General features: G+C 66.7%; 23 protein-coding genes. 9 read left to right on the top strand and 14 right to left on the bottom strand.

What is annotated here, in order from left to right:
* Window positions 1-9: 9 nt before the first annotated feature.
* Genes ACVWWQ_RS14220 through ACVWWQ_RS14205 form a run of 4 tightly spaced genes read left to right on the top strand, consistent with a single transcriptional unit; the run spans window position 10 to window position 3,684 of the window.
* Complete coding sequence (locus ACVWWQ_RS14220) at window positions 10-1,584, top strand: alpha/beta hydrolase (RefSeq protein WP_133952035.1); 1,575 nt, start codon at window positions 10-12, stop codon at window positions 1,582-1,584.
* Window positions 1,581-1,751, top strand: a complete 171-nt coding sequence (locus tag ACVWWQ_RS14215) for a hypothetical protein (protein ID WP_166669777.1) — start codon at window positions 1,581-1,583, stop codon at window positions 1,749-1,751. Before ACVWWQ_RS14220 ends, ACVWWQ_RS14215 begins: the two co-directional genes overlap by 4 nt.
* Window positions 1,748-2,482, top strand: a complete 735-nt coding sequence (locus ACVWWQ_RS14210; RefSeq protein ID WP_133951642.1) for an ATP-binding cassette domain-containing protein — start codon at window positions 1,748-1,750, stop codon at window positions 2,480-2,482. The genes ACVWWQ_RS14215 and ACVWWQ_RS14210 overlap by 4 nt, the downstream gene beginning before the upstream one ends.
* Window positions 2,479-3,684: an ABC transporter permease gene (locus ACVWWQ_RS14205; protein ID WP_133951640.1), complete on the top strand. Its 1,206-nt coding sequence runs from the start codon at window positions 2,479-2,481 to the stop codon at window positions 3,682-3,684. The genes ACVWWQ_RS14210 and ACVWWQ_RS14205 overlap by 4 nt, the downstream gene beginning before the upstream one ends.
* A 130-nt stretch (window positions 3,685-3,814) precedes the next feature.
* On the opposite strand, the gene ACVWWQ_RS14200 is transcribed toward ACVWWQ_RS14205, so the two are convergent.
* From ACVWWQ_RS14200 to rmuC, 3 genes are all read right to left on the bottom strand, one after another.
* The gene (locus ACVWWQ_RS14200) at window positions 3,815-4,117 is read right to left on the bottom strand and encodes an EF-hand domain-containing protein (protein ID WP_457383441.1); all 303 of its coding nucleotides are present in this window, start codon (window positions 4,115-4,117) and stop codon (window positions 3,815-3,817) included.
* A gap of 29 nt (window positions 4,118-4,146) precedes the next feature.
* A complete protein-coding gene (folE, locus tag ACVWWQ_RS14195) occupies window positions 4,147-4,749 on the bottom strand; it encodes a GTP cyclohydrolase I FolE (protein ID WP_133951638.1) in 603 nt (200 codons plus the stop codon).
* Between the two features lie 187 nt (window positions 4,750-4,936).
* A complete protein-coding gene (rmuC, locus tag ACVWWQ_RS14190; protein WP_166669776.1) occupies window positions 4,937-6,580 on the bottom strand; it encodes a DNA recombination protein RmuC in 1,644 nt (547 codons plus the stop codon).
* Between the two features lie 123 nt (window positions 6,581-6,703).
* Between rmuC and ACVWWQ_RS14185 the strand changes: the two genes are divergently transcribed.
* Entirely contained in the window at window positions 6,704-7,894 is a 1,191-nt protein-coding gene (locus tag ACVWWQ_RS14185; RefSeq protein WP_133951636.1) for an NAD(P)/FAD-dependent oxidoreductase, read from the top strand.
* 19 nt (window positions 7,895-7,913) lie between these two features.
* On the opposite strand, the gene ACVWWQ_RS14180 is transcribed toward ACVWWQ_RS14185, so the two are convergent.
* The 8 genes from ACVWWQ_RS14180 to ACVWWQ_RS14145 form a co-directional block, all read right to left on the bottom strand.
* Window positions 7,914-8,984 carry a DNA topoisomerase IB gene (locus tag ACVWWQ_RS14180; RefSeq protein ID WP_133951634.1) on the bottom strand — a complete coding sequence of 357 codons (1,071 nt, stop codon included), beginning with the start codon at window positions 8,982-8,984 and terminating at the stop codon, window positions 7,914-7,916.
* Between the two features lie 41 nt (window positions 8,985-9,025).
* Complete coding sequence (locus ACVWWQ_RS14175; RefSeq protein WP_133951632.1) at window positions 9,026-10,198, bottom strand: class I SAM-dependent rRNA methyltransferase; 1,173 nt, start codon at window positions 10,196-10,198, stop codon at window positions 9,026-9,028.
* A 134-nt stretch (window positions 10,199-10,332) separates the two neighbouring features.
* A complete protein-coding gene (locus ACVWWQ_RS14170) occupies window positions 10,333-10,668 on the bottom strand; it encodes a VOC family protein (protein WP_133951630.1) in 336 nt (111 codons plus the stop codon).
* Between the two features lie 31 nt (window positions 10,669-10,699).
* Window positions 10,700-11,134, bottom strand: coding sequence for a hypothetical protein (locus ACVWWQ_RS14165; protein WP_099654362.1), 435 nt, complete (start codon window positions 11,132-11,134; stop codon window positions 10,700-10,702).
* Between the two features lie 28 nt (window positions 11,135-11,162).
* Entirely contained in the window at window positions 11,163-12,341 is a 1,179-nt protein-coding gene (locus tag ACVWWQ_RS14160) for a glutathionylspermidine synthase family protein (RefSeq protein ID WP_133951628.1), read from the bottom strand.
* On the bottom strand, window positions 12,341-12,883 hold the full coding sequence (locus ACVWWQ_RS14155) for a DUF1190 domain-containing protein (RefSeq protein ID WP_099654360.1): 543 nt from the start codon (window positions 12,881-12,883) through the stop codon (window positions 12,341-12,343). Before ACVWWQ_RS14155 ends, ACVWWQ_RS14160 begins: the two co-directional genes overlap by 1 nt.
* A 182-nt stretch (window positions 12,884-13,065) precedes the next feature.
* Complete coding sequence (locus ACVWWQ_RS14150) at window positions 13,066-14,010, bottom strand: serine/threonine protein kinase (RefSeq protein WP_133951626.1); 945 nt, start codon at window positions 14,008-14,010, stop codon at window positions 13,066-13,068.
* Between the two features lie 88 nt (window positions 14,011-14,098).
* Window positions 14,099-14,539, bottom strand: a complete 441-nt coding sequence (locus ACVWWQ_RS14145) for a hotdog fold thioesterase (RefSeq protein ID WP_133951624.1) — start codon at window positions 14,537-14,539, stop codon at window positions 14,099-14,101.
* A gap of 62 nt (window positions 14,540-14,601) precedes the next feature.
* On the opposite strand from ACVWWQ_RS14145, the gene ACVWWQ_RS14140 reads away from it, so the two are divergent.
* Complete coding sequence (locus tag ACVWWQ_RS14140; protein ID WP_133951621.1) at window positions 14,602-15,654, top strand: 2Fe-2S iron-sulfur cluster-binding protein; 1,053 nt, start codon at window positions 14,602-14,604, stop codon at window positions 15,652-15,654.
* A gap of 79 nt (window positions 15,655-15,733) precedes the next feature.
* Here the strand turns inward: ACVWWQ_RS14140 and ACVWWQ_RS14135 are convergent, their stop codons facing one another.
* The 3 genes from ACVWWQ_RS14135 to ACVWWQ_RS14125 form a co-directional block, all read right to left on the bottom strand.
* Window positions 15,734-16,180, bottom strand: a complete 447-nt coding sequence (locus ACVWWQ_RS14135; protein WP_099654356.1) for a rhodanese-like domain-containing protein — start codon at window positions 16,178-16,180, stop codon at window positions 15,734-15,736.
* An 85-nt stretch (window positions 16,181-16,265) separates the two neighbouring features.
* Window positions 16,266-16,679: a hypothetical protein gene (locus ACVWWQ_RS14130; RefSeq protein WP_133951619.1), complete on the bottom strand. Its 414-nt coding sequence runs from the start codon at window positions 16,677-16,679 to the stop codon at window positions 16,266-16,268.
* A 56-nt stretch (window positions 16,680-16,735) separates the two neighbouring features.
* Entirely contained in the window at window positions 16,736-17,206 is a 471-nt protein-coding gene (locus ACVWWQ_RS14125; protein WP_099654354.1) for a YiiD C-terminal domain-containing protein, read from the bottom strand.
* Between the two features lie 88 nt (window positions 17,207-17,294).
* On the opposite strand from ACVWWQ_RS14125, the gene ACVWWQ_RS14120 reads away from it, so the two are divergent.
* Genes ACVWWQ_RS14120 through ACVWWQ_RS14110 form a run of 3 tightly spaced genes read left to right on the top strand, consistent with a single transcriptional unit; the run spans window position 17,295 to window position 20,527 of the window.
* A complete protein-coding gene (locus ACVWWQ_RS14120; protein ID WP_457383440.1) occupies window positions 17,295-18,059 on the top strand; it encodes a uroporphyrinogen-III synthase in 765 nt (254 codons plus the stop codon).
* Window positions 18,060-18,116: 57 nt separating this feature from the next.
* A complete protein-coding gene (locus tag ACVWWQ_RS14115; RefSeq protein ID WP_133951613.1) occupies window positions 18,117-19,274 on the top strand; it encodes a uroporphyrinogen-III C-methyltransferase in 1,158 nt (385 codons plus the stop codon).
* Window positions 19,271-20,527, top strand: a complete 1,257-nt coding sequence (locus tag ACVWWQ_RS14110; protein WP_133951611.1) for a heme biosynthesis HemY N-terminal domain-containing protein — start codon at window positions 19,271-19,273, stop codon at window positions 20,525-20,527. The genes ACVWWQ_RS14115 and ACVWWQ_RS14110 overlap by 4 nt, the downstream gene beginning before the upstream one ends.
* Window positions 20,528-20,529 lie beyond the last annotated feature (2 nt).

Here is a 20,529-nt window from a genome sequence, read left to right as displayed (position 1 = left end):
CCCGTGAGCATGAAATCCGGAAAACGCATGGGCGTGGTGGTCGCGATTGCCGTGGCGATCCTCGCCGGCAATCGCGTGGCCCATCACGGCGACGCGACAGCACCAGCGCCTGCGTCAACGACAACGACGACAACAGCGACGACAACAGCACCGGTGGCCCAGGCGCCGCCGGCCACATGGAAACTGGGCAGCCTGATGCTGACCGCCTGCGAATTGTCCCAGCCGAACAGCGGGCTGAGCACGGCGGCGTGGTGCGCGGACTTCCCGGTGCCGGAAAACCGTGCCGATCCCCACAGCCGCATCATCAAGTTGAAGTTGGCGGTGTTGCGATCGCGGGCGCAGGTGGCCAGTGACGACATGCTGACTCTGCTCGCCGGCGGTCCGGGGCAGGCGGCGACAGATTCCGCCGCGCAGGCAGCGGCGACGCTGCGGCCCCTGCTGTCGCATCGCCACGTGCTGTTGCTGGACCAGCGCGGCACCGGCGGATCCAATGCGCTGAGCTGCCAGGATTCCGCTGCCACGCCGGCGGCGGACGACAGCACGTTTGATGTCGACAAGTTGAGCGAAGCGGCGACGCGATGCGCCAGGCAACTGGCTGGGCGCGCGGATCCGCGCTACTACACCACCACCATCGCGGCGCAGGACCTGGAGGACGTGCGACGGGCGCTGGGCTCGCCGCAGTTCGATCTGCTGGGTGTCTCGTACGGCACGCGAATGGCGCAGCAATACCTGATGCGTTTCCCGCAGTCGGTGCGCAGCGTGGTGCTGGACAGTGCGGTGCCGAATTCCTCGGCGTTGGGCGAGGACTTCGCGCGCAATCTGGATGACGCGCTCAAGGCACAATTCGCCCGTTGCACCGCCGAGCCGGCGTGCAAGAAAAAGTTTGGTGACCCCGACCAGACGTTGTATCAGTTGCGCGATGCGCTGCGGGCCAATCCGCATCAGGTCAGTTTCCGCGACCCGCAGACCTATCAGACGGTGAAACGCTTGCTGGACGAGGACTCGCTGGCCAGCGTGGTGCGGATGTTCGCCTACACGCCGGCCACCGCCGCCTTGCTGCCGTTGTCGATCGACGCGGCGGCGCATGGCGACGTCGGTCCGCTGCTCGGCCAGGCCAAGCTGCTGTCCGGCGAGTTGTCGGAGCTGATGGGCAGCGGCATGCAGTACTCGGTGATCTGCAGTGAAGACGCCGACCTGCTCACGGTACGCCCGCAGGATACCGACACGATCCTGGGTACGCGGATGGTGGATGCGCTGAAGGCGGTTTGCTCGGTCTGGCCCAAGGGCTCCCGTCCGGCAGACTTCCACCAGCCACTGAAAACCGACAAGCCGGTGTTGCTGCTGGCCGGTCAGTACGATCCGGTGACGCCGCCACGCTACGCCACGGAAATCGCCAAGAGCCTGTCGAATGCACGCGTGCTCACGCTCAAGGGTCAGGCGCACGGTGTCATGGCCGTGGGCTGCACGCCGCGGCTTGTCCAGCATTTCGTCGAGAAGCTGGATCCGAAGACGCTCGACGCGAGCTGTCTGGATCGGCTGCAACCCACGCCGGTCTTCATCGACTTCAACGGAGCCACGCCATGAAACGGCAGATCCTGGTGAACGCGATCCTGTGGAGCGCCGCCATCGTCGCGGCGGCGGCGCTCGACGCACCTCATTTTGTTTCCCTCATCCTGCTGCCGACCCTGGCCTTTCTTTCCTTGCTGGCCACGGACGCAGACACCTGCTTCAAACGGAGTGAATTGTCGTGATTGAAGTCCGTGATTTGCACAAGGCATTCGGCGCGGTGAAAGCCGTGGATGGCGTCAGTTTCAGTGCTCGCGACGGTGAGATCACCGGTTTGCTCGGCCCCAACGGCGCGGGCAAGACCACCACGTTGCGGATGCTGTACACGCTGATGGCGCCGGACTGTGGCCAGGTACTGGTGGATGGCATCGATGCCGCAGTCGACCCGTTGGCCGTGCGCCGGCAGCTTGGCGTGTTGCCCGATGCGCGTGGCTTGTACAAGCGTTTGAGCGCGCGCGAGAACATCGACTATTTCGGCCGGCTGCAGGGATTGCCGGAGGCGCTATTGGCAAGTCGGCGGGAGGCGCTGATCGAGGCGCTGGAGATGCGCGACATCGCCGACCGACGCACCGAAGGCTTCTCCCAGGGCCAGCGCGTGAAGACCGCGATCGCCCGCGCGCTGGTGCACGATCCGCGCAACGTGATTCTCGACGAACCCACCAATGGCCTGGACGTGATGGCCACACGAGCATTGCGCCAGTTCATGCAGCGACTGAAAAGCGAAGGCCGCTGCGTGCTGTTCTCCAGCCACATCATGCAGGAGGTGGCGGCGCTGTGTGACCGCATCGTGGTGATCGCGCATGGCCGCGTGGTGGCCGATGAAACGCCTGAAGCACTGCGCGCACAAACCGGCGAAACGAATCTCGAGGAAGCGTTCGTCAAGATCATCGGCAGCGAAGAGGGACTGGCGGCATGACCACCATCATCAAGAATACGCCGCGACGAAGTGCGTGGCTCACCGTGTTCCTCAAGGAGGTCAGGGAGAACCTGCGTGACCGCCGCACCCTGATGAGCGCCTTCCTGACCGGACCGTTGCTGGGGCCGCTGCTGTTCGTGATGCTGATCAGCATCACGGTCAACCGCGAACTCGACAAGGCGGACCAGCCGCTGACCGTGCCGGTGATCGGGGCGCAATACGCACCGAACCTGCTCAATGCATTGCGCGACGGCGGCGTGGTGCCGGGTCCGGCAGTCGCCGACGCGGAAAAAACTGTACGCAAACAGGATGCGGATGTGGTGTTGCGCATTGCGCCCGGCTACGCCAAGGCATGGCGCCAGGGCGAGGCGGTGCAGGTGGAGCTGTTTCATGATTCGTCCCAGCGGGACGCGCAGACTTCGGTGGAGCGGGTGACCCGATTGGTCGAAAGCTACGCGCGCCAGCAAGGCGCCATGCGGCTGGTGGCCCGTGGCCTGTCGCCCTCCACCGCCTGGCCCTTGCAGGTGGCGGCGCGTGACCAGGCCACGCCGCAATCGCGCGCCGTGCTGATGTTCGCGATGCTGCCGTACTTTCTGGTGATCACCATTTTCATGGGCGGCATGTATCTGGCCATCGACCTGACCGCCGGCGAACGCGAGCGCCAATCGCTGGAGCCGCTGTTTGCCAATCCCGTGTCGCGCTGGAAGGTTCTGTGCGGAAAACTGGCGGCCATCTGCGTGTTCTCCACGGCCAGCCTGCTGATCACCCTGTTGGCGTTCGCCGTGGTCGGCAAGTTCATCCCGGCCGAAAAGATCGGCATGGAGCTGGACCTTGGCATGCACTTCGCCAGCTACGTGCTGTTGTTGATGCTGCCCCTGGTACTGCTGCTGGCCGCGCTGCAATCACTGGTGGCCGCATTCGCCAAAAGCTATCGCGAAGCGCAGACCTACATCTCGCTGTTGATGCTGCTGCCGATCATTCCCAGCCTGTTGTTGTCGTTCATGCCGATCAAGGCGCAGCCGTGGATGTACGCGGTGCCGTTGCTGGGCCAGAACCTCGGCATCATGCAATTGCTGCGTGGCGACGGCGTCACCAGCGAGCAGGTCGGCCTGTGTCTGGCAGGAAGCCTGGTGGTGGCGCTGATCGTCGTGGTGGTCACGGCACAACTGTACCGTTCGGAGAAGCTGGCGATTTCCGCCTAGTTCCGAAGAGGCCCGGGAAACCCACTGGTGGGCGATGCTCTGCGCCACGAAGGGCATCGCCCATCCATGGATTGCCGCGTAGGTCTTCGACCGCCGCGCGACCGTCGAAGGCACCCTGAAAATGGTGACTTCAGCGCGGCGGGGCAGTCAGTTCGCGGGCGTTGAGATAACCGTCGTGATTGCGGTCGAGCTTGTGGAACTGCTCGCGCAGGTTGGCGTGGAAAGCCTTCAAGGTGATCGGCTGGCCACGGTGGCCGGGCAGCTCGTCGGTTTCGAGAATGCCGTCGCCGTTGCTGTCCATGCTGCGGAAGCTGCGATCCATGTAGGCCAGGTATTCATTCTCGCTGACCCGACCGTCGCCATCGCGGTCGAACATCTGCAGATAGGCCGTGCGGGTGTCCTGCGCAAGCGCCGCCGACGTGGCCAGCAGCAACGTCAGCGCGACCCAGCGCAGCGAGATGTTCAGCGGTGACCGCCGTGGATGCCGATGAATTGCAGGAACTCGGCGCGGGTGCGTGCGTCCTCGCGGAACGTGCCGAGCATCTGGCTGGTCACCATCGACACGCCGCGCTTGTGCACGCCGCGCGTGGTCATGCATTCGTGGCTGGCATCGATCACCACCGCCACGCCGGCCGGCTGCAGAGTTTCCTGGATGCAGTGGGCGATTTCCGCGGTGAGCTTTTCCTGCACCTGAAAGCGCCGGGCAAAACCGTCCACCACGCGCGCCAGCTTGCTGATGCCGACCACGCGATTGGTCGGCAGGTAACCGACATGGGCGCGTCCGATGATCGGCGCCATGTGGTGTTCGCAGTGGCTTTCGAACTGGATATCGCGCAGCACCACCATTTCGTCGTAACCCTGGACTTCCTTGAAGGTGCGCTTGAGGAATTCGGCCGGGTCCTCGGCGTAGCCAGAGAACCAGTCGCCATACGCCTTCACCACCCGCTTGGGGGTGTCCAGCAGGCCTTCGCGCGTGGGGTCTTCGCCGGCCCAGCGCAGCAGGGTGCGCACGGCCTCTTCGGCCTGTTCGCGGGTGACGTCGGAGTGGTTGGCGTGGTCGCTCATGCCGGGTCCTTGGATCAATCGAAGGGAAAGTTTACCCGGATGCCGGCCCTGGCTGGCTATCCGGGGTTGCTGCCGCTGCGCTGGCGGGGCCTTGCCACCGTATCGATACGACAACATGCCGCCATTGGATGCATGGTTGCGCCGGGGGTTCCGAAGGCGATGCAGAAGGCCGCGGTGGCGCGGAAGGTCAGTCGTCGACGACGTCGTCCGGGCCGTCGTCCAGTGCCGGCACGTCGCCCAACAGCAGCTGGCTGGCATCGCCAGACAGTGATTCCACGTCGCGCAGCGTGCGCTCAATGGCGCGGGTGCGCACGCCGGCGCTGTCGATGCTGTTACGGGCGGCGTCGAGTTGCTTGCGGGTCTTGTCCAGCACCACGCCGAACTTGCCGAACTCGTTCTTCACCGCGCCGAGGATCTTCCACACCTCGCTGGAACGTTTGGCGATCGCCAGCGTGCGAAAGCCCATCTGCAGACTGTTGAGCAGGGCGCTCAGCGTGGTCGGGCCGGCGACGGTGACGCGGTGGTCGCGCTGCAGGTTCTCGAACAGGCCGGGGCGGCGGATGACTTCGGCGTACAGGCCTTCGGTAGGCAGGTAGAGCACGGCGAAGTCGGTGGTGTGCGGCGGCGCCACGTATTTGGCGTGGATGCGCTTGGCTTCCTCGCGCACGCGCGTTTCCAGCGCGCGGCCGGCGGCCTGGGCGCCGTCGGCATCCGACGCCTCCTGCGCGTCGAGCAGGCGCTGGTAGTCCTCGACCGGAAACTTGGCGTCGATCGGCAGGTAGACGTGCTCGCCTTCCTCCTGGCCGGGCATGCGAATGGCAAATTCGACGCGATCGTTGCTGCCCGGCACGGTGATCACGTTGGAGCCGTACTGCTCGGCGGTGAGCATGTCCTCGAGCAGCGCGCCGAGTTGCACTTCGCCGAAGATGCCGCGCTTCTTCACGTTGGTCAGCACGCGCTTCAGGTCGCCGACGCCGGTGGCCAAATTCTGCATTTCGCCCAGTCCGCGCTGCACGGCTTCCAGTCGCTCGGAGACCAGCTTGAACGATTCGCCGAGGCGGGTTTCCAGCGTGGCGTGCAGCTTTTCGTCAACGGTGGCGCGCATCTGCTCCAGCTTCGCCGCGTTGTCCTGCTGGATCGCGCCGAGCTTGGCTTCCAGCGTCGCGCGCATCTCGCCCATGCGCTTTTCGTTGTCGGCGGTGAGCGCGGCCAGTCGCTGCTGCTGTTGCTCGCCGAGCCGGTTGAGGGTGATCGTGACTTCCTCGCGCCCCTTGCGCGCGTCGTCGAGCAGGCGCTGGGTCAGCGACTGCAGGCCGGTGTCGGTGCGTTCGGTGAGCTGGGTGAGTCGCGCGTCGAGCGTGGCACGCACGTCGCCCATGCGTTTCTCGTTGTCACCGGTCAGCGTCGCCAGGTGTTGTTGCTGCTGTTCGCCGAAACGGCCCAGCGTCAGCGAGGCTTCCTCGCGACTCTTGCGACCATCCTCGGCCAGCCGTTGCGCCAGCGTCTGCAGGCCGCCATCGGTGCGCTCGGTGAGCAGGTTGAGGCGCTGGCTGAAGCTGTCGATGCGTTCGGCCTGTTGCTGGGCCGAGGCATTCAACTGCTCGCCCAGATGGCCGCGGAAGCGGTCGAAACCCTGCTGCAATTCCTCGCGGCCCGCGCGCTGCTCTTCGCGCACCGTGCGTTCGACCCGGGCGCTGTCGTCTTTCAAGGCGTCGAGCTTCGGGCCCAAGCCGGGATCACCGCGGCCGCGCAACAGCAGCAACACCTGCAGCAGCAATACGGCGGCGGCCAGAATGACGAGAAGGATCAGCAGGATTTCATTGAGCGGCATGGAACGTTTTCCCGGGTCAGTGCATCCAGTGTACGTCGAGCCGTCTCATCGGCTGCGCCCGGTTTTCACGTTGCCGTTGCCGGGGCGGTGCATCATGGGCTGGTGTCAGTCCCGGAGAACGTCATGGAACACATCCACGATTATCTGATCATCGGTGGCGGCATGGCTGCCGACGCGGCCGCCAAGGCGATACGCGAGGTGGATGCCGCTGCGAATATCGGCATGGTCGGTGACGATCCGTCGCCACCGTACCAGCGGCCGCCGTTGAGCAAGGCGCTGTGGAAAGGCGACAAATCGCCCGCGGACGTCGACCTCGGTACCGCGGCCAGCGTAACCAGCCTGCATCTGGGGCGTCGGATCACGGCGCTGGATCGGGCGGCGCACGTCGCACATGACGCGCAGGGTGACAGCTATCGCTATCGCCGATTGTTGCTGGCCACCGGCGCCACCCCGCGTCTGCTGCCGTTCAATGGTGGCGAGCGGCTGATCCACTTCCGTACCCTGGCGGACTACGAGGCACTGCGGCATTACGCTCAACCGGGTGCGTACATCGCGGTGATCGGTGGTGGCTTCATCGGCTGTGAACTGGCCGCCGCGCTGTGCAGCGTCGGTTGCAAGGTGAGCCTGCTGTTTCCCGGCGAGACTATCGGTGCCGGTCGCTATCCCGAAGCGCTGGCGCACCACCTGGACGACTACTACCGCAGCCGTGGCGTGGATTTGCATCCCGGCACGCGCGTGGTGGGTGGCGAAGCCGCCAGGGGCGGTGTGAAGCTGGAACTGTCCAATGGCGAGATCATGCTGGTGGAAGCGGCCGTCGCCGGCCTGGGCGTGACACCAAACGTGACGCTGGCCGAGCAGGCAGGGCTGGCCATCGACGACGGTATCGTCGTCGACGATCAGCTGCGCAGCAGCGATCCCGATATCTGGGCTGCCGGCGACGTGGCCAATTTCCACAGCGTGAGTCTGGACCGGCGCATGCGCGTGGAGCACGAGGACGCCGCCGTCAGCATGGGGCGGCATGCCGGTCGCGCGATGGCTGGCATCGCCGGGGACTATGTCATCCAGCCGTTCTTCTACTCCGACCTGTTCGACCTGGGTTACGAGGCGGTCGGCTTGCTGGATACCCGCCTGCAGGTGGTCGAGGACTGGCGCGAGCCCTACCGCGAAGGCGTGGTGTATTACCTCGACGGCGGGCGCGTGCGTGGCGTGCTGCTGTGGAACACCTGGGATCAAGTCGACGCGGCGCGTGCGCTGATCGCCGAGCCGGGACCGTTCGATGCCGCCAGCCTGCACGGGCGATTGCCGAAAGCCTGAGGTGCAGACGCGCTGATCCTCAACTCTTGCGCTGCGTCGCTCGCAGTTGGCGGCGGAGATAACGCAGTACGGCCTGTTCGAGCTGGCGCGGGTGCGCTGCCACCTGGGCAGGGATGCCGCGATGCAGGCTGCCGTCCTGCCAGCCGTCGAGAATCAGCGGGTGGATGTACGAGGCGCGACATACGGCCGGCGTGTTGCCGAGTGTCGCCGCGACCTCCTTGATGGCCGCCGCCAGCGCGCTGCGCATCGCGCGCTCACCACCCTTCTCCGGCAGCGGCGTGCGTGCCAGCACCCCGGCGGCGTGCACGGTACCGCCCCAGGTGCGGAAGTCCTTGGCGCTGAAATCCTCGCCGCAGGCCGCGTGCAGATAGTCGTTGACCTGGCCGGAGTCGATCGGCTGGCGCTGGCCGTCGTCGTCCAGATACTGGAACAGCCGCTGTCCCGGCAGTTGCTGCACGCGGCGCACGATGCGGGCGAGCCGGCGGTCGCTGAGCTCCACCTCGCGCTCCTGCCCGCTCTTGCCGCGAAACGCGAAGCGCAGGCGGCCACGTTCCGCGCGCACGTGGCGCGAACGCAGCGTGGTGAGGCCGAAGCTCTTGTTGTCGCGCGTGTAGCCTTCGTTGCCGATGCGGATCAGGGTGTCATCGAGCAGTCGCACGATCAGCGCCAGCACCTTGTCGCGCGGCAAGCCGGGTTGGGCGAGGTCGCGCCGCACGCGTCGACGCAAGCCGGGCAGCGCGGCCCCGAACGCCAGCACGCGACCAAACTTTCCGTGATCGCGCAGCGCGCGCCATTGCGCGTGGTAGCGGTACTGCTTGCGCTGGCGCGCATCGCGGCCGGTGGCCTGCAGGTGGCCGCGCGGGTTGGCGCAGATCCACACGTCTGCATACGCCGGAGGAATCGCCAGCGCGCGGATGCGCTCGATTTCCCTGGCGTCGCTGAGCCGTTGCCCGTCGGCATCGTGATAGCTGAAGCCCTTGCCCCGCCGCAGGCGGGTGAAGCCGGGTTGGGTGTCGCTCACATAAACAAGACCCACCGCGCGGACTTCGCGGCGCAAGTCGGGATCGATGTCGCTCGGAAGGCTGGCCATGCGCGATGGTGCACGCGCCATGGGTCAAGCCGATGTGAGCCTCAATCCACCCGGCAAAACACCGCCTTCAGATAGCGTCCTTCCGGCACGTCGGTGCGGAACGGGTGGTCGGCACCGGCGCCACGCACTTCCAGCACCTGGATCTCGCGGCCCGCGTTCAGCGCGACCCGGCGCAGCATTTCCAGGAACTCCCCTTCGCCGACCAGGCCGGTGCACGAGCAGGTCAGCAGCAGGCCGCCGGGCGGGATGATGTCCAGCGCCATGCGGTTCATCGCGAAGTACTTTTTCAGCGCGTCCATCACCTTGTTGCGGTCGCGGGTGAGCTTGGCCGGATCGAGGATCACCGCGTCGTAGCGCTCGCCGCGAGCCACCGCCGCGCGTACCCAGTCGAAGATGTCGGACTGCTCGAAGGTCACCGCGACGTTGTTGGCGGCGGCGTTCGCGCGGGCGACTTCGAGGATGCCCGCGTCCAGATCCACGCCGACCGCTTCGCGCGCACCGGCGGCCATTGCATGCACGGCGAAACCGCCGGCGTTGCAGCACAGGTCGAGTACGCGACGGCCCCTGGCCAGTTCGGCGAAACGCTTGCGGTTGTCGCGCTGGTCGGCGAAGAAACCGGTCTTGTGGCCCGAGCCCGGTGCGGCGTGGAAGCGCAGGCCGTGCTCGTGCACTTCGAACGGTGCCGGAACATCGGGACTGCGCACGTCGAACGATTCCTGCTTCTGCACATGCGTTTCGGCGAACCAGTACAGCTGCGTGCCGGGGAAGTGGGTGAGCAGCGCGGCGTGGATCGCCTCGCGGAACTTCCACATGCCGGCGGCAAAGTATTCGATGATCAGCGTGTCGGCGTAGCGATCGACGATCAGGCCGGACAGGTCATCGCCTTCGCTGTGCACCACGCGCCAGGCATCGCTGACCTGATCGAGCTGCAGCCAGTCGCGGCGCAGTTGCACGGCGCGGTCGATGCGCGTGGCAATCCATTCGGCGTCGATGCCGGCTTCGGGACGCGTATCCAGCAGGCGCAGCGCGATGCGTGCGTGGCCGTTCCAGAACGCGCGACCAACAAAGCGACCCTTCGCATCCTGCACCTCGACCACGCTGCCCGGTGGCAGCTTGGATTCCGGCTTGTAGATCTGCGCCGACCACACCCACGGGTGGCCGGGGCTGCGGTCGGATTTCAGGCGGATGATGGGGAGCGCGGCAGGAGTATTCATCCGCGCATGATAACTGGTGGGAACCCCAATCCCGCCGGCGACAGTAGGGCGGGCGCCGCCCGCCGCTCTCGTGTCGCGGCTGGGAGCGGAGGCGGCGGACGGTGCCCCCCCTGCGCGTGAGTAAATGAGGGTACTCAGTCGGCCTGCACGACCGCCAGTTCATTGCCGTGCGGATCGAGGAACTGGAAACGGCGGCCACCCGGGAAAGCGAAAATGGGCCGGACGACACTCGCCCCGGCGGCAGTCACGGCAAGCAAAGCCGCCTCGAGGTCGTCCACGGCAATCACTGGCAGCGGTGCGCGAGTAGCTTCGGCAGGATCAGCCTGCAGGCCGATGTCGACATCACCGGTCATGGTGGCGGCGTAACTGGGACCGAAGTCGGTCAGCTCCCAGCCAAAGGCCTGGCTGTAGAACGCCTTGGCCGCCGCGATGTCGCTGGCCGGCAATTCGATGTAGTTGGGACGTGCCATGGTCGACTCCCTGGGTTGTTGCGTGAGGATTTCAGCGCAGCCGTAGCACCAGCCACGACAATAGCGCCAACAGATTGATGCCCACTCGGGATACCGACGGTCCGGCCACGGCCAGGATGAAACCCTGCGAGCCGAGGTGCCAGTCCAGCCCCAGTCGCGGCGTCGCCTGCAAGGTGGCGAACACGTTGACGAACGCGCCGCAGTGCAGGCCGTAGCTGAAGACGGGCAGGGCGAGTAACGGCAGCTGCAACAGTTGCGCCCAGCGCGACATGCGCACGCCGTGTTCGCTGCCGGCAATGAGCTGGATGCCGGCGGCCAGCACGAAACCGTACAGCGCCAGTGCGAGCAGGGCGATCAGGCTGTCGTGCGCGCCGAACGGCAGCAGCCGATGCAGCATCGTGGCCACGCCGTAGAAGCCGCCGGCGATTTCGAGGACGCCGATCAGGCGGAACAGAACAGTGCGCATGCGAGGCCCTTGCGGAAAAAGCGCAAGCTTAGGCGATCAGCACGCCGCGTGCTTCCTCGACGATGGCGTGCGGCACGAAGCGGGCGCTGTCCTGGGTGACCAGTGAGCTGTCCTCGCGGATGCCGATGCCGCAGGCGCGGTCGCCGACCACCCAGCTGCCGATCAGCGGGTAGTGGCCGTCGAAACTGGTCAGCGGATGGCAGGCCTGGCGGATGCACGGTCCGTCGTAGGGACCGTCGGTGCGCAGTTCGCGGCCGTCATCCAGGTGCATCGCAATGTTGGCGCCTTCGCGCGAATGCAGTGGTTTGCGCACCCAGCCGCGTGGCAGTTCACCGCCGGTATCGAATTCTGCAGGCAGCAAATTGGGATGGCCGCGATGGGCATCCCACAGCAGCGGCAGGATCCCCTTGTTGCTGAGCAGCGCCTTCCACGGCGGCTCGATCAGCTGCAGGCCGGAGCGCGGCAGATACGGACCGAAGGATTCGCGGAACAGGTCTTCCAGCGGGTACAGCTTGAACAGCGCGCCGATCACGTTGTCGTCCAGATCGGTGAAGCGGCCGTCCTCGGAGATGCCGATGTCCTCGATCGCCAGCGTGCCGCACTCGATGCCGGCCTGCACGGCGCAATCGCGCAGGTAGGCGATCGTCCCCTGATCCTCGGTCGAGTCGCGCACGGCGGCGAAGTGGAACGGCCGCGCGATGCCGCGCGCGATGGTGCCGAACGCTTCCACCAGGGTTTCGTAAATCGAATTGAACTGGTCGCTGCCGGCGGGGAGCTGGCCGCGCGCGAGCTGGTCTTCCAGCCACTGCCACTGGAAGAACGCGGCCTCGAACAGCGAGGTCGGCGTGTCGTAGTTCAACTCGTAGAGTTTGGCCGGACCGGTGCCGTCGTAGGCGAAATCCATCCGGCCGTACAGGTGCGGCTGGCGATCGCGCCAGCTTTGCGCGATCCAGTCCCGATACGGTTCGGGAATGGCCAGCTGCTGCATGTGCTGCTCGCTGCCCACGATCTTCTCCACCATGTCCATCGCCATCGCGTGCAGTTCTTCGCTGGGCGACTCGATGTCGTGCTCGATCTCGCGCAGGGTGAACGCGTAGTAGGCCGATTCATCCCAGTACGGCGCATCGTCGATGGTGTGGAAACCGAAACCGCAGTCAGCCGCCTTCGCGCGCCAGTCGGCGCGCTCGGCCAGTGCGATGCGGCGCATCAGCTGCCGAAGCCGCGGCTGCCGCTGGAGCGGCCGAAACCCGCCCGGCTGGTGGTGACCGCACGGTTCGGCGTGGCATTGATCGGTACCATGCCGGTGCCGGCGGTGCCGCCACGGTAGACGCCACCACTGGCGCCCGCCGCCGGACGCTGCCAGCCGCCGTTGCTGTCGCGGAACGCCGGTGCGCTGTTGAAGGCGCTGCCGGCCATGCCGTTGCGCATCATCTGCGACAGGAAGAAACCGGTCATCAGCGGCCCGAAGAACGAATGGTTGTTGCCGTCAGTGCGCTCGGCGCATTTTTCCTTGCCGTAGCTGGCTTCGCATTCCTCGCGATTGGCAAACTTCGGGGCGGTGGCCACGGCCTCCTGCTGCGCCTTGGCGAAGGCTTCGCCACAGGTCGCGCTGTCGTTGGTCTGCGCCACGCAGGCCTCGACCGAGGTGTACAGGCCTTCGCGCGAAGCGCTTTCATTGCGGTCGCAGGCGGTCAGCAACAACGGGGCCGTGCTCATCAGCAACAGGGCGGCGGTGCGGGATCGTTTCATGGACAGACTCAGCAGGATATCCGCCCAAGCATGCCTGCTTGGGCGCGCCGAAGGAAGTTCTTGCGAATGGCTGGAGGATGGCCTCGGCAGGAGCCCACTCTGTGGGCGATGCTTCTTGCATTGCCCATTGCCCGGATCAAAAGCATCGCCCACAGGGTGGGCTCCTACGGGTAGTGTCTCGGCTATTCCAGCTCATCCGCCAATTCGTGCAGGTCGGCGATGTGCTGTTCCCACCAGCGTGATTCGGCGGCGAACGGAAAGGCGGCCGGAAACGCCGGATCGTCCCAGCGGGCGGCGATCCAGCCGGCGTAGTGCAGCTGGCGCATCGCGCGCAGGGCGGGAATCAGTGCCAGTTCGGCGTGGTCGAGATCGCGGAATTGCTGGTAGCCCTCGAGGACGGCTTCCATCGCGCGCTCGTCGCTGGCCAGCATCCACAGATCCTGCACGGCGGGGCCGGTGCGGGCGTCGTCGAAGTCGACGAAATGCGGGCCGGCGTCGGTCCACAGCACATTGCCGGGATGGCAGTCGCCGTGCAGGCGCAACTGACGAATCGGGCCCAATGCCTCCATCCGCGCGGCGATCGCCGCATCCAGCCGGATGGCGGCAGCGCGATAGTTGGTCGCCAGTGACGCCGGCAGCAAGGCGGCGTCGAGCACCGCGCGCATCGGCTGCTGCACCATCGTGTCTCGATCCAGCCGGCCGCGGTGCACGAACGGCTGGCGTGCGCCGATGACATGCATGCGCGCGATCAGCCGGCCGAGCCATTGCAGTTGGTCGGCCGATTCCAGTTCCGGTGCGCGGCCGCCGCGGCGCGGTGTCAGCGCAAGGCGGAAGCCGCCGTGATGCAACAGCGTCTGCCCGTTGAACACCAGCGGTGCGACCACCGGCAGCTCGGCGTCGGCCAGTTCCTGCGCGAACGTGTGTTCCTCGATGATCGCCGCATCGCTCCAGCGGTCGGGACGGTAGAACTTCGCGATCACCGGCTGACTGTCTTCCAGGCCGACCTGCCATACCCGGTTCTCGTAACTGTTCAATGCCAGCAGACGACCGTCCGGCCACAACCCGCACGCGCTCACGGCATCGAGCACCAGGTCGGGGGTGAGGCTGGCATACGGCGCAGCGGTCATGAAGCCGTCCGCGCGTCGCGGTCGTGCCCCTTCTCCTTGCCGGCGAGAGGATTGCGGTGAGCGGCTGCCCTGGCGGGGTGGGAGATGCTCAACGTGGCGCCATCACGCGCGCGGCGATCACCGCCATGGTGATGCGCGAGATGCAGACCAGTGATCCTTCCTCGCTTTCGATGCGGATTTCCCACACCTGGGTGGTGCGACCGATATGCAGCATCTTCGCGGTGCCGGTGACGGTGCCGCTGCGCACGCCGCGGATGTGGTTGGCATTGATGTCCAGCCCCACGGCCAGTTCCTTCTTCGGATCCAGCGTCAGCATCGCCGCGGTGCTGCCCAGGGTCTCGGCCAGTACCACCGAGGCGCCGCCGTGCAGCAGACCGTAAGGCTGGTGGGTGCGATGGTCGACCGGCATGGTGCCCTGCAGCCAGTCATCGCCGATGGCGGTGATGCGGATGCCCAGCGTCTCCATCATGGTGTTGGCGCTCCATGCGTTGATGCTGGCCAGGTCGGCGGCTTGTTTCCAGATGCTCATCGTTGATTCCCGTAGATCGAGCCCGCATTGTTGTCCGTGCCAATCGCCACGACAATGCATGCGTGTTCAAAGTCACCCTCAAAACATCCGGCCGCCAGTTTTCGGTGGCCGCGGGCGAAACCGTGCTGGAAGCGGCGCAACGGGCCGGCGTGGCCTTGCCCTACTCGTGTCGCGCCGGCGTCTGCGGCAGTTGCAAGGCGACCTTGCTGGACGGGCGCTGCGAATACCCGCGCAATCCGCCGCTGGCGCTGAATGCGGACGAAAAGGCACACCACGCGGTGTTGCTGTGTCAGGCGGTACCCGCCAGCGACTTGTTGCTGCAGGCGCGCGAGGTGACCTCGGTGGAGGACATCGCCCGACGCCAGCTCGGCATGGTGGTCATCGAAAAATGGCAACTGGCGCCGGACGTCATCGGCTTGCGCCTGTTGCCCGCGCCGGGCGAGCGTCGCCTCAAGCGTTTGCCCGGCCAGTACATCGACGTGTTGCTGGAAGACGGCAAACGCCGCCCGTTCTCGATCGCCAATGGCCCGCAGGCCGACGGCATGATCGAAATGCACGTGCGCCACGTGGCTGGCGGCGGTTTCACTTCGTGGGTCAACAGCACGTTGAAGATCGGTGATCACCTGCGCGTCGAGGGGCCGCTGGGCACCTTCGTGCCGCGCGAGGATTCCGAACGCCCGATGATCTTCATGGCCGGCGGCACGGGCTTTGCGCCGGTGAAGGCGATCATCGAGCACTTCATGGCGCTGGGCACCCGTCGCTCCATCCAGTTCTACTGGGGCGCACGGATGGAAGGGGATTTGTATCTGAGCGCACTGGCCGAGCACTGGGCCGATGAGTGGCCCAACCTGGCGTTTCACGCCGTGGTGTCCGATGCCGAGGGTGCGACTGGCCTGCGCACGGGGCTGGTGCACGAAGCGGTCCTGGCCGACCATCCCGATCTGTCAGGGCATGACCTCTACATGAGCGGGCCGCCGGCAATGATCGATGCCGCGCACCCGCGCTTTCTCGCCGCGGGACTGCCGGAAGATCGCCTTTACTACGACTCGTTCGAGTACGCGCCGGACGTGCTGGCGCAGATCATCGCCGGGCGCGCCGGCATCCACGACTGCTAGAAGTGAGCGAGGAGGAGTGAGAAGTGAGAGCAAGCGAGGTTGTTCTCTCTTTTCCCACGCCTCTTCACTCACTCCTGGCTCAGCGGCTGCCCTTGGCCACGGGCAACTGCGCCGCGTGCCATGCCAGCACGCCGCCATCGAGCCGGTGAACCTTGCTGAAGCCGGCCTTGATCAGCCGCTGCGCGGCCTTCACCGAATTGCCGCGGCCGTCCTTGTCCATCACCACCAGCGGCAGTTCCTTGGCTTTGGCCAGGTCCTTGTGCTCGGGGTCGAACTGGCTCATGGCCACGTGTTTCGCGCCGGGCACGTGCATCTTCTCGAACTCGGCGATCGCCGACAGGTCGATCAGCAGCGGGCTCTCGCGATTGATCAGGTGAGTCAGCCCTGCCGGGCTCAACTCCTTGACCTTGCTGAACAAGGTGCTGACCTGCATGACGATCAACGCCACCAGCAGGATCGCGAACAGCGCCACCAGGGCCACATGGTTGCCGATAAATTCGGGCAGCTTGTGCAGGAAATCGTTCATCGTCAGTCCACTTCGTGCGCAGGCGCACCGATCCGGGTAAACCGGCGATTATACGGGGTTGCCGTGGACTGCGCGGGCGGCCGCCCTATTCCTGGGTGATGTCCGGCAGGCCGCTGGTCAGCCACCAGTGCTTGGTCGCCTCGTCGTAGTGCCAGGTCTGGTGGTCGACGATGCTGCGTTCGGACTGGGTATGGATGTTGACCAGGCTGATCATCGCGGTCTGCTGCACGTCGAAGTCGCCGGTCGGCACGGGGCCGGCGCCATCGTCATATTCGGTGACCCGTACCTGCTGGAACCGCGCCAGCTGCAGCGGGGTCAGCGGATGCGCGGCGCGCGTTTTCGGGTCCATGAACTGCGTTGCGCTCTGGAAATCGCCCCAGCGCAGCGTGCTGCCAAAGGCCTTCAGCGTGGTGGTGAGCGAGTCGCTGCGGGTCTTGGTGGCGCAGCCGGCCAGCAACAGCACGGACAGCACGACAAGAAGGCTCAAGATGCGACGCATGTGGTTTTCTCCCCGATGATTGCCTGCCCATTCTGCCTGATGCGCAGGGGATCCATTCAATCGCGGCGTTTGGCCACGAAGCGCGCGTTCAAGGTGCATGCCGGTGCGCCGTTCTCGCCGGGTATCACGCAGTCGACGGCGATGCGCGCCCGGCCGCGGGATTGCAGCGTGCTGAAGAACGTCGTCCAGTTGGCGTCCGCCGTCAGCCGCGCCTCGCTGAAGAAATCGTCCCACAGCGGCGCGAGGTAGCGCACGCTGGATTCGGCGACAAACACGTCACAGTCCAGTTCGCGCTTGCGCAGGGCCAGCTCGACCAGAGCCCAGCCGCTCAAGGTCATCACGCTGACCAGACTGCCGCCAAAGGCGCAACCCTTGTCGTTGACGTTGGCCGCCAGCGGGGCGCGCAAGGTCAGATGGTCATCGCCACAGCTCGCCAGTTCCAGATCCATGGCATGCGCCAGCGGAATCTCGTTGCGGATGAACTGGATCAGTTGCTGTGCAGCCGGTATCGCTTCAACGGTACTCACGTGATCGGGGATTCGCGTGCGGGGAAGCCCGACAGTGTAAGCCCACCGGTACACTGCGACCATGACAGTGACCGAGCGCGGCGCGCCGATGCGCCCTTCCTCTCTGAAACCTGCCGGCCTGCGCGGCCGGGTCGTGGTGATCACCCGCCCGGTCGGTACCGCGTCCGCGCTGGTGCGGCGGGTGCAGGTACGGGGCGGCGTGCCGCTGCGATTGCCGGGCCTGGCGCTGCGCGCGGCGCCGGATGTCGCGGCAGCGCGTGAGGGCTTGCGTGCGGCGCTGGCCGACGAGGTGGTCGTGTTCATCAGTCCCGCAGCGGTTCGTCATGCGGCCGCGTTGCTGCCGCTGCGCACGACCGCCGTGGTGCTCGCCGTGGGTCAGGGCACCGCGCGCGCGCTGCGCCGGCACGGCATCACGGCTGCGGCACCGCGCCGGCAGGACAGCGAGGGCCTGCTTGAACTTCCGGCACTGCAGGCCTTGCGCGGACGCTCGGTGGCACTGATCGGCGCGCCTGGCGGACGCGGCGTCTTGCGCGAGCAACTGGCAGCGCGCGGCGCGCAACTGCGTGAGTTGCACGTCTACCATCGGGCGCCGCCACGACTGGATCGTCGTCACGTGGCGGCGCTGCTGCAGTTGCCTGCGTCGGCGCGGGTGCTGCTGTCCAGCGCCGAGGCGCTGCAGAACCTGCAACAGGGGTTGCCGGCCACCGCGTGGGCGCGCCTGTGCGCGGCTACGGCGGTAGTCAGCAGCGAACGCCTGGCGGAGGCGGCGCGAGCCGCCGGTTTCCGGCGTATCCGCGTGGCGGCTTCGGCGCTGGCGGCTGACCTGCTCGCCCAAGCCATGCCGGCAAACTGAGCGTTCTTCACATCCATGTGCTACGAACGCGCCCGTATGGGCTGCTAGCATGCGCCCATGAGCAATCAAGACATGCCGAACGAGCCCGTTGCGCCCGAGGGCGCCCGTCCCGACCCCGTGGTGCCTGAGAAAACGGTACGGGTTGAACCGCCGGTACGCCCGTCGCGGCCGACCCTCGCGCGTCCCGCACCGCGCCAGCGTGGCGGCGGTATGGCGGCGCTGGCGCTGCTGCTGGCGCTGGTGGCGGCCGGGGCCGCCGGTTATGTCGGCTGGCGCCAATGGCAGCAGGAACAAGGTGTGGCCGCCGATGCACAGAGCGTCACCGGCCTGACCCAGCGCGTGGGCACCCTGGAAACCACCTTGTCCGCGATGGGGGAGCAGCGCAGCAGCCTGAATCAGCGGCTGGACGATGCGGCCCAGGTCAATCGTTCCCTGCGTGAGGAACTGCTTGGCCAGGCCGAGCGCACGCGGCATCTCGAGGATGCGGTGGCCAAGCTTGCCGAGAAGAGCCTGAGCGGCCGCGACGGCATGCTGCTCGACGAAACCGAATCGTTGCTGCGCATGGCCAGCGAACGCTACACCTTGTTCCACGACGCACAGGGCGCTGCGGCCGCATATGCGCTGGCCGATCAGACCCTGGCGGCGGTCAATGACGGGGCCTTCAGTGGCCTGCGCCAGAGCATCGGCGCCGAGCGCGATGCGCTGGTCAAAAGCCAGCCGGCCAGCCAGGCCGCCGCCCTGCAGCAATTGCTCGGCTTGCGTGGTGCACTGGCCACGCTGCCGTTGAAGCCGCTGGACCAGGGCACGGTGGGCGCCACCGACGCGTGGTCGCGCATTCGTCGCGCACTGGCCAGCGTGGTCAGCGTGCAGCGGGACAATGGCGCGCCGCTGGCGGTGGCCGACGCGCGTTTCGCGCGCGAACTGACCTCGCTCGATCTGGCCCAGGCGCAAGCGGCCTTGCTGGCCTATGACAGCAAGGCTTACACAGCGGCGTTGCAGCGCACGGACGCCGCGCTGGTCAGCCAGTTCGACCTGGCTGCACCCGCCGTGCAGCAGGCGCGCGCCACGTTGCAACAACTCGCGGCCCAACTGCCGGCCACGCCGACGGTGCAACTGGGTGCGGCGCTGACCGAGTTGCGCAACCTGCGCTCGGTGCGTGCGTTGGGTCCGGCCTCGTCCAGCAGCAGCGCCACGCCGGCCGAGGCGCAACCATGAAGCTCTGGTACTGGATCCTGCTGGCGGTGGTCGCCGCCGCGCTGGCGGCGTTCGGCTGGCATTGGGTAGCCGAGGATCCTGGCTACGTGTTGCTGCGCCTGCGTGGCTGGAAAGTGGAAACCACGGTGGTGGCCGCGATCGTCATCCTGCTGCTGGCGTGGGCACTGCTCACCAGCTTGTGGCGACTGCTGCGCTGGCCGTTTGGCGCGATGTCGCGGCGGCACCGGCGACTGAGTCAGCAGCGCCTTGGCGAAGGCCTGGTGGCCCTGATCGAAGGGCGCCACGGCGACGCCGAGCGCGATCTCAATCGTGCCTCGCGGCTGGACAGTCTGCGCGGTCCGGCGCTGCTCGCTTCGGCGGAAGCAGCCTCGCGTCGCGGTGAGCCCGGTCGGGCGCTGGAGGCGCTGGACCAGGCCGCGCAATCGGTGCCGCAGGCGGCCCGCGTGCTGCGCGCACGCGTGCTGCGTCGCGACGGCAAGCCGGCCGAAGCGATGGCGCTGCTTGCGCCGGAAGCCGACAAGGGCACGCTGACTCCGGGCGGCTGGCGTGAGCTGGTGCAGGCTGCGCTGGCGACCGGCGACATCCGCCGCGCCCGTGACGCCCTGGCGCCGTTGCAGAAAAGCGGCGCGCTCGGCCATCGCGCCTATGCGGCGCTGGAAACGCAGGTGCTGGCCGCTGCCATCGGTGCCGCTCCCGACGGGGCTGCGCTGAACGCCATGTGGTCACAATGGCCGAAGGCGCAGCGTCGGGTGCCCGCGGTGGTCGATGCCTATGCGCGGCGAGCGGCCGGCTTCGGTCTGGTTCTGCCAGCGATGGACGAAGTGGAGTCCGCGCTGCGCCGGGAATGGTCTCCGTTGCTGATCGAAACCTACGGCAGCCTTTCCGGCGACGATGTCGAAGCGCGCCTGCGTCGTGCCGAAGGCTGGCTTGATGCCCATCCGAACGACGCCCAGCTGCTGCTCACGCTTGGCCGCATGTGCGTGCGGCTGAAGGTGTGGGGCAAGGCTCATCAATATCTGCAGCGTTCCCTCGCGCTCGTGCCCAGTGCGGCGGCGTGGGAAGCACTCGGCGAAGCCTTTGCCGGGCAGGGTGACGCCGCCCAGGCCCAGCGTTGCTATCGCAACGCACTGGCACTCGGTCGCGGCGAAGCGGTCATGCCACTGGCGCAATCCGCCAACCCGATGCAGCCCGACACCCACCCGATCGCGATCGAAGAGCGTGATGTGCACGGCATGCCGAGGCTGCGCGAATAAAA

This window comes from Rhodanobacter sp. TND4EL1, from assembly GCF_054061035.1.
Note: the sequence above shows the minus strand (reverse complement) of the source record. Positions and strands in the feature narration are given on the sequence as shown.

Excerpts from the sequence above, each read along its gene's own strand:
- rmuC (WP_166669776.1), bottom strand. The coding sequence starts at position 6,580 with ATGCCGCTCAATGAAATCCTGCTGATCCTTCTCGTCATTCTGGCCGCC.
- ACVWWQ_RS14110 (WP_133951611.1), top strand. The coding sequence starts at position 19,271 with ATGAAGCTCTGGTACTGGATCCTGCTGGCGGTGGTCGCCGCCGCGCTG.
- ACVWWQ_RS14120 (WP_457383440.1), top strand. The coding sequence starts at position 17,295 with ATGCGCCCTTCCTCTCTGAAACCTGCCGGCCTGCGCGGCCGGGTCGTG.
- ACVWWQ_RS14180 (WP_133951634.1), bottom strand. The coding sequence starts at position 8,984 with ATGGCCAGCCTTCCGAGCGACATCGATCCCGACTTGCGCCGCGAAGTC.
- ACVWWQ_RS14165 (WP_099654362.1), bottom strand. The coding sequence starts at position 11,134 with ATGCGCACTGTTCTGTTCCGCCTGATCGGCGTCCTCGAAATCGCCGGC.
- folE (WP_133951638.1), bottom strand. The coding sequence starts at position 4,749 with ATGAGCGACCACGCCAACCACTCCGACGTCACCCGCGAACAGGCCGAA.
- ACVWWQ_RS14160 (WP_133951628.1), bottom strand. The coding sequence starts at position 12,341 with ATGCGCCGCATCGCACTGGCCGAGCGCGCCGACTGGCGCGCGAAGGCG.
- ACVWWQ_RS14215 (WP_166669777.1), top strand. The coding sequence starts at position 1,581 with ATGAAACGGCAGATCCTGGTGAACGCGATCCTGTGGAGCGCCGCCATC.
- ACVWWQ_RS14175 (WP_133951632.1), bottom strand. The coding sequence starts at position 10,198 with ATGAATACTCCTGCCGCGCTCCCCATCATCCGCCTGAAATCCGACCGC.
- ACVWWQ_RS14150 (WP_133951626.1), bottom strand. The coding sequence starts at position 14,010 with ATGACCGCTGCGCCGTATGCCAGCCTCACCCCCGACCTGGTGCTCGAT.
- ACVWWQ_RS14220 (WP_133952035.1), top strand. The coding sequence starts at position 10 with ATGAAATCCGGAAAACGCATGGGCGTGGTGGTCGCGATTGCCGTGGCG.
- ACVWWQ_RS14145 (WP_133951624.1), bottom strand. The coding sequence starts at position 14,539 with ATGAGCATCTGGAAACAAGCCGCCGACCTGGCCAGCATCAACGCATGG.
- ACVWWQ_RS14155 (WP_099654360.1), bottom strand. The coding sequence starts at position 12,883 with ATGAAACGATCCCGCACCGCCGCCCTGTTGCTGATGAGCACGGCCCCG.
- ACVWWQ_RS14135 (WP_099654356.1), bottom strand. The coding sequence starts at position 16,180 with ATGAACGATTTCCTGCACAAGCTGCCCGAATTTATCGGCAACCATGTG.
- ACVWWQ_RS14130 (WP_133951619.1), bottom strand. The coding sequence starts at position 16,679 with ATGCGTCGCATCTTGAGCCTTCTTGTCGTGCTGTCCGTGCTGTTGCTG.
- ACVWWQ_RS14170 (WP_133951630.1), bottom strand. The coding sequence starts at position 10,668 with ATGGCACGTCCCAACTACATCGAATTGCCGGCCAGCGACATCGCGGCG.
- ACVWWQ_RS14115 (WP_133951613.1), top strand. The coding sequence starts at position 18,117 with ATGAGCAATCAAGACATGCCGAACGAGCCCGTTGCGCCCGAGGGCGCC.
- ACVWWQ_RS14185 (WP_133951636.1), top strand. The coding sequence starts at position 6,704 with ATGGAACACATCCACGATTATCTGATCATCGGTGGCGGCATGGCTGCC.
- ACVWWQ_RS14205 (WP_133951640.1), top strand. The coding sequence starts at position 2,479 with ATGACCACCATCATCAAGAATACGCCGCGACGAAGTGCGTGGCTCACC.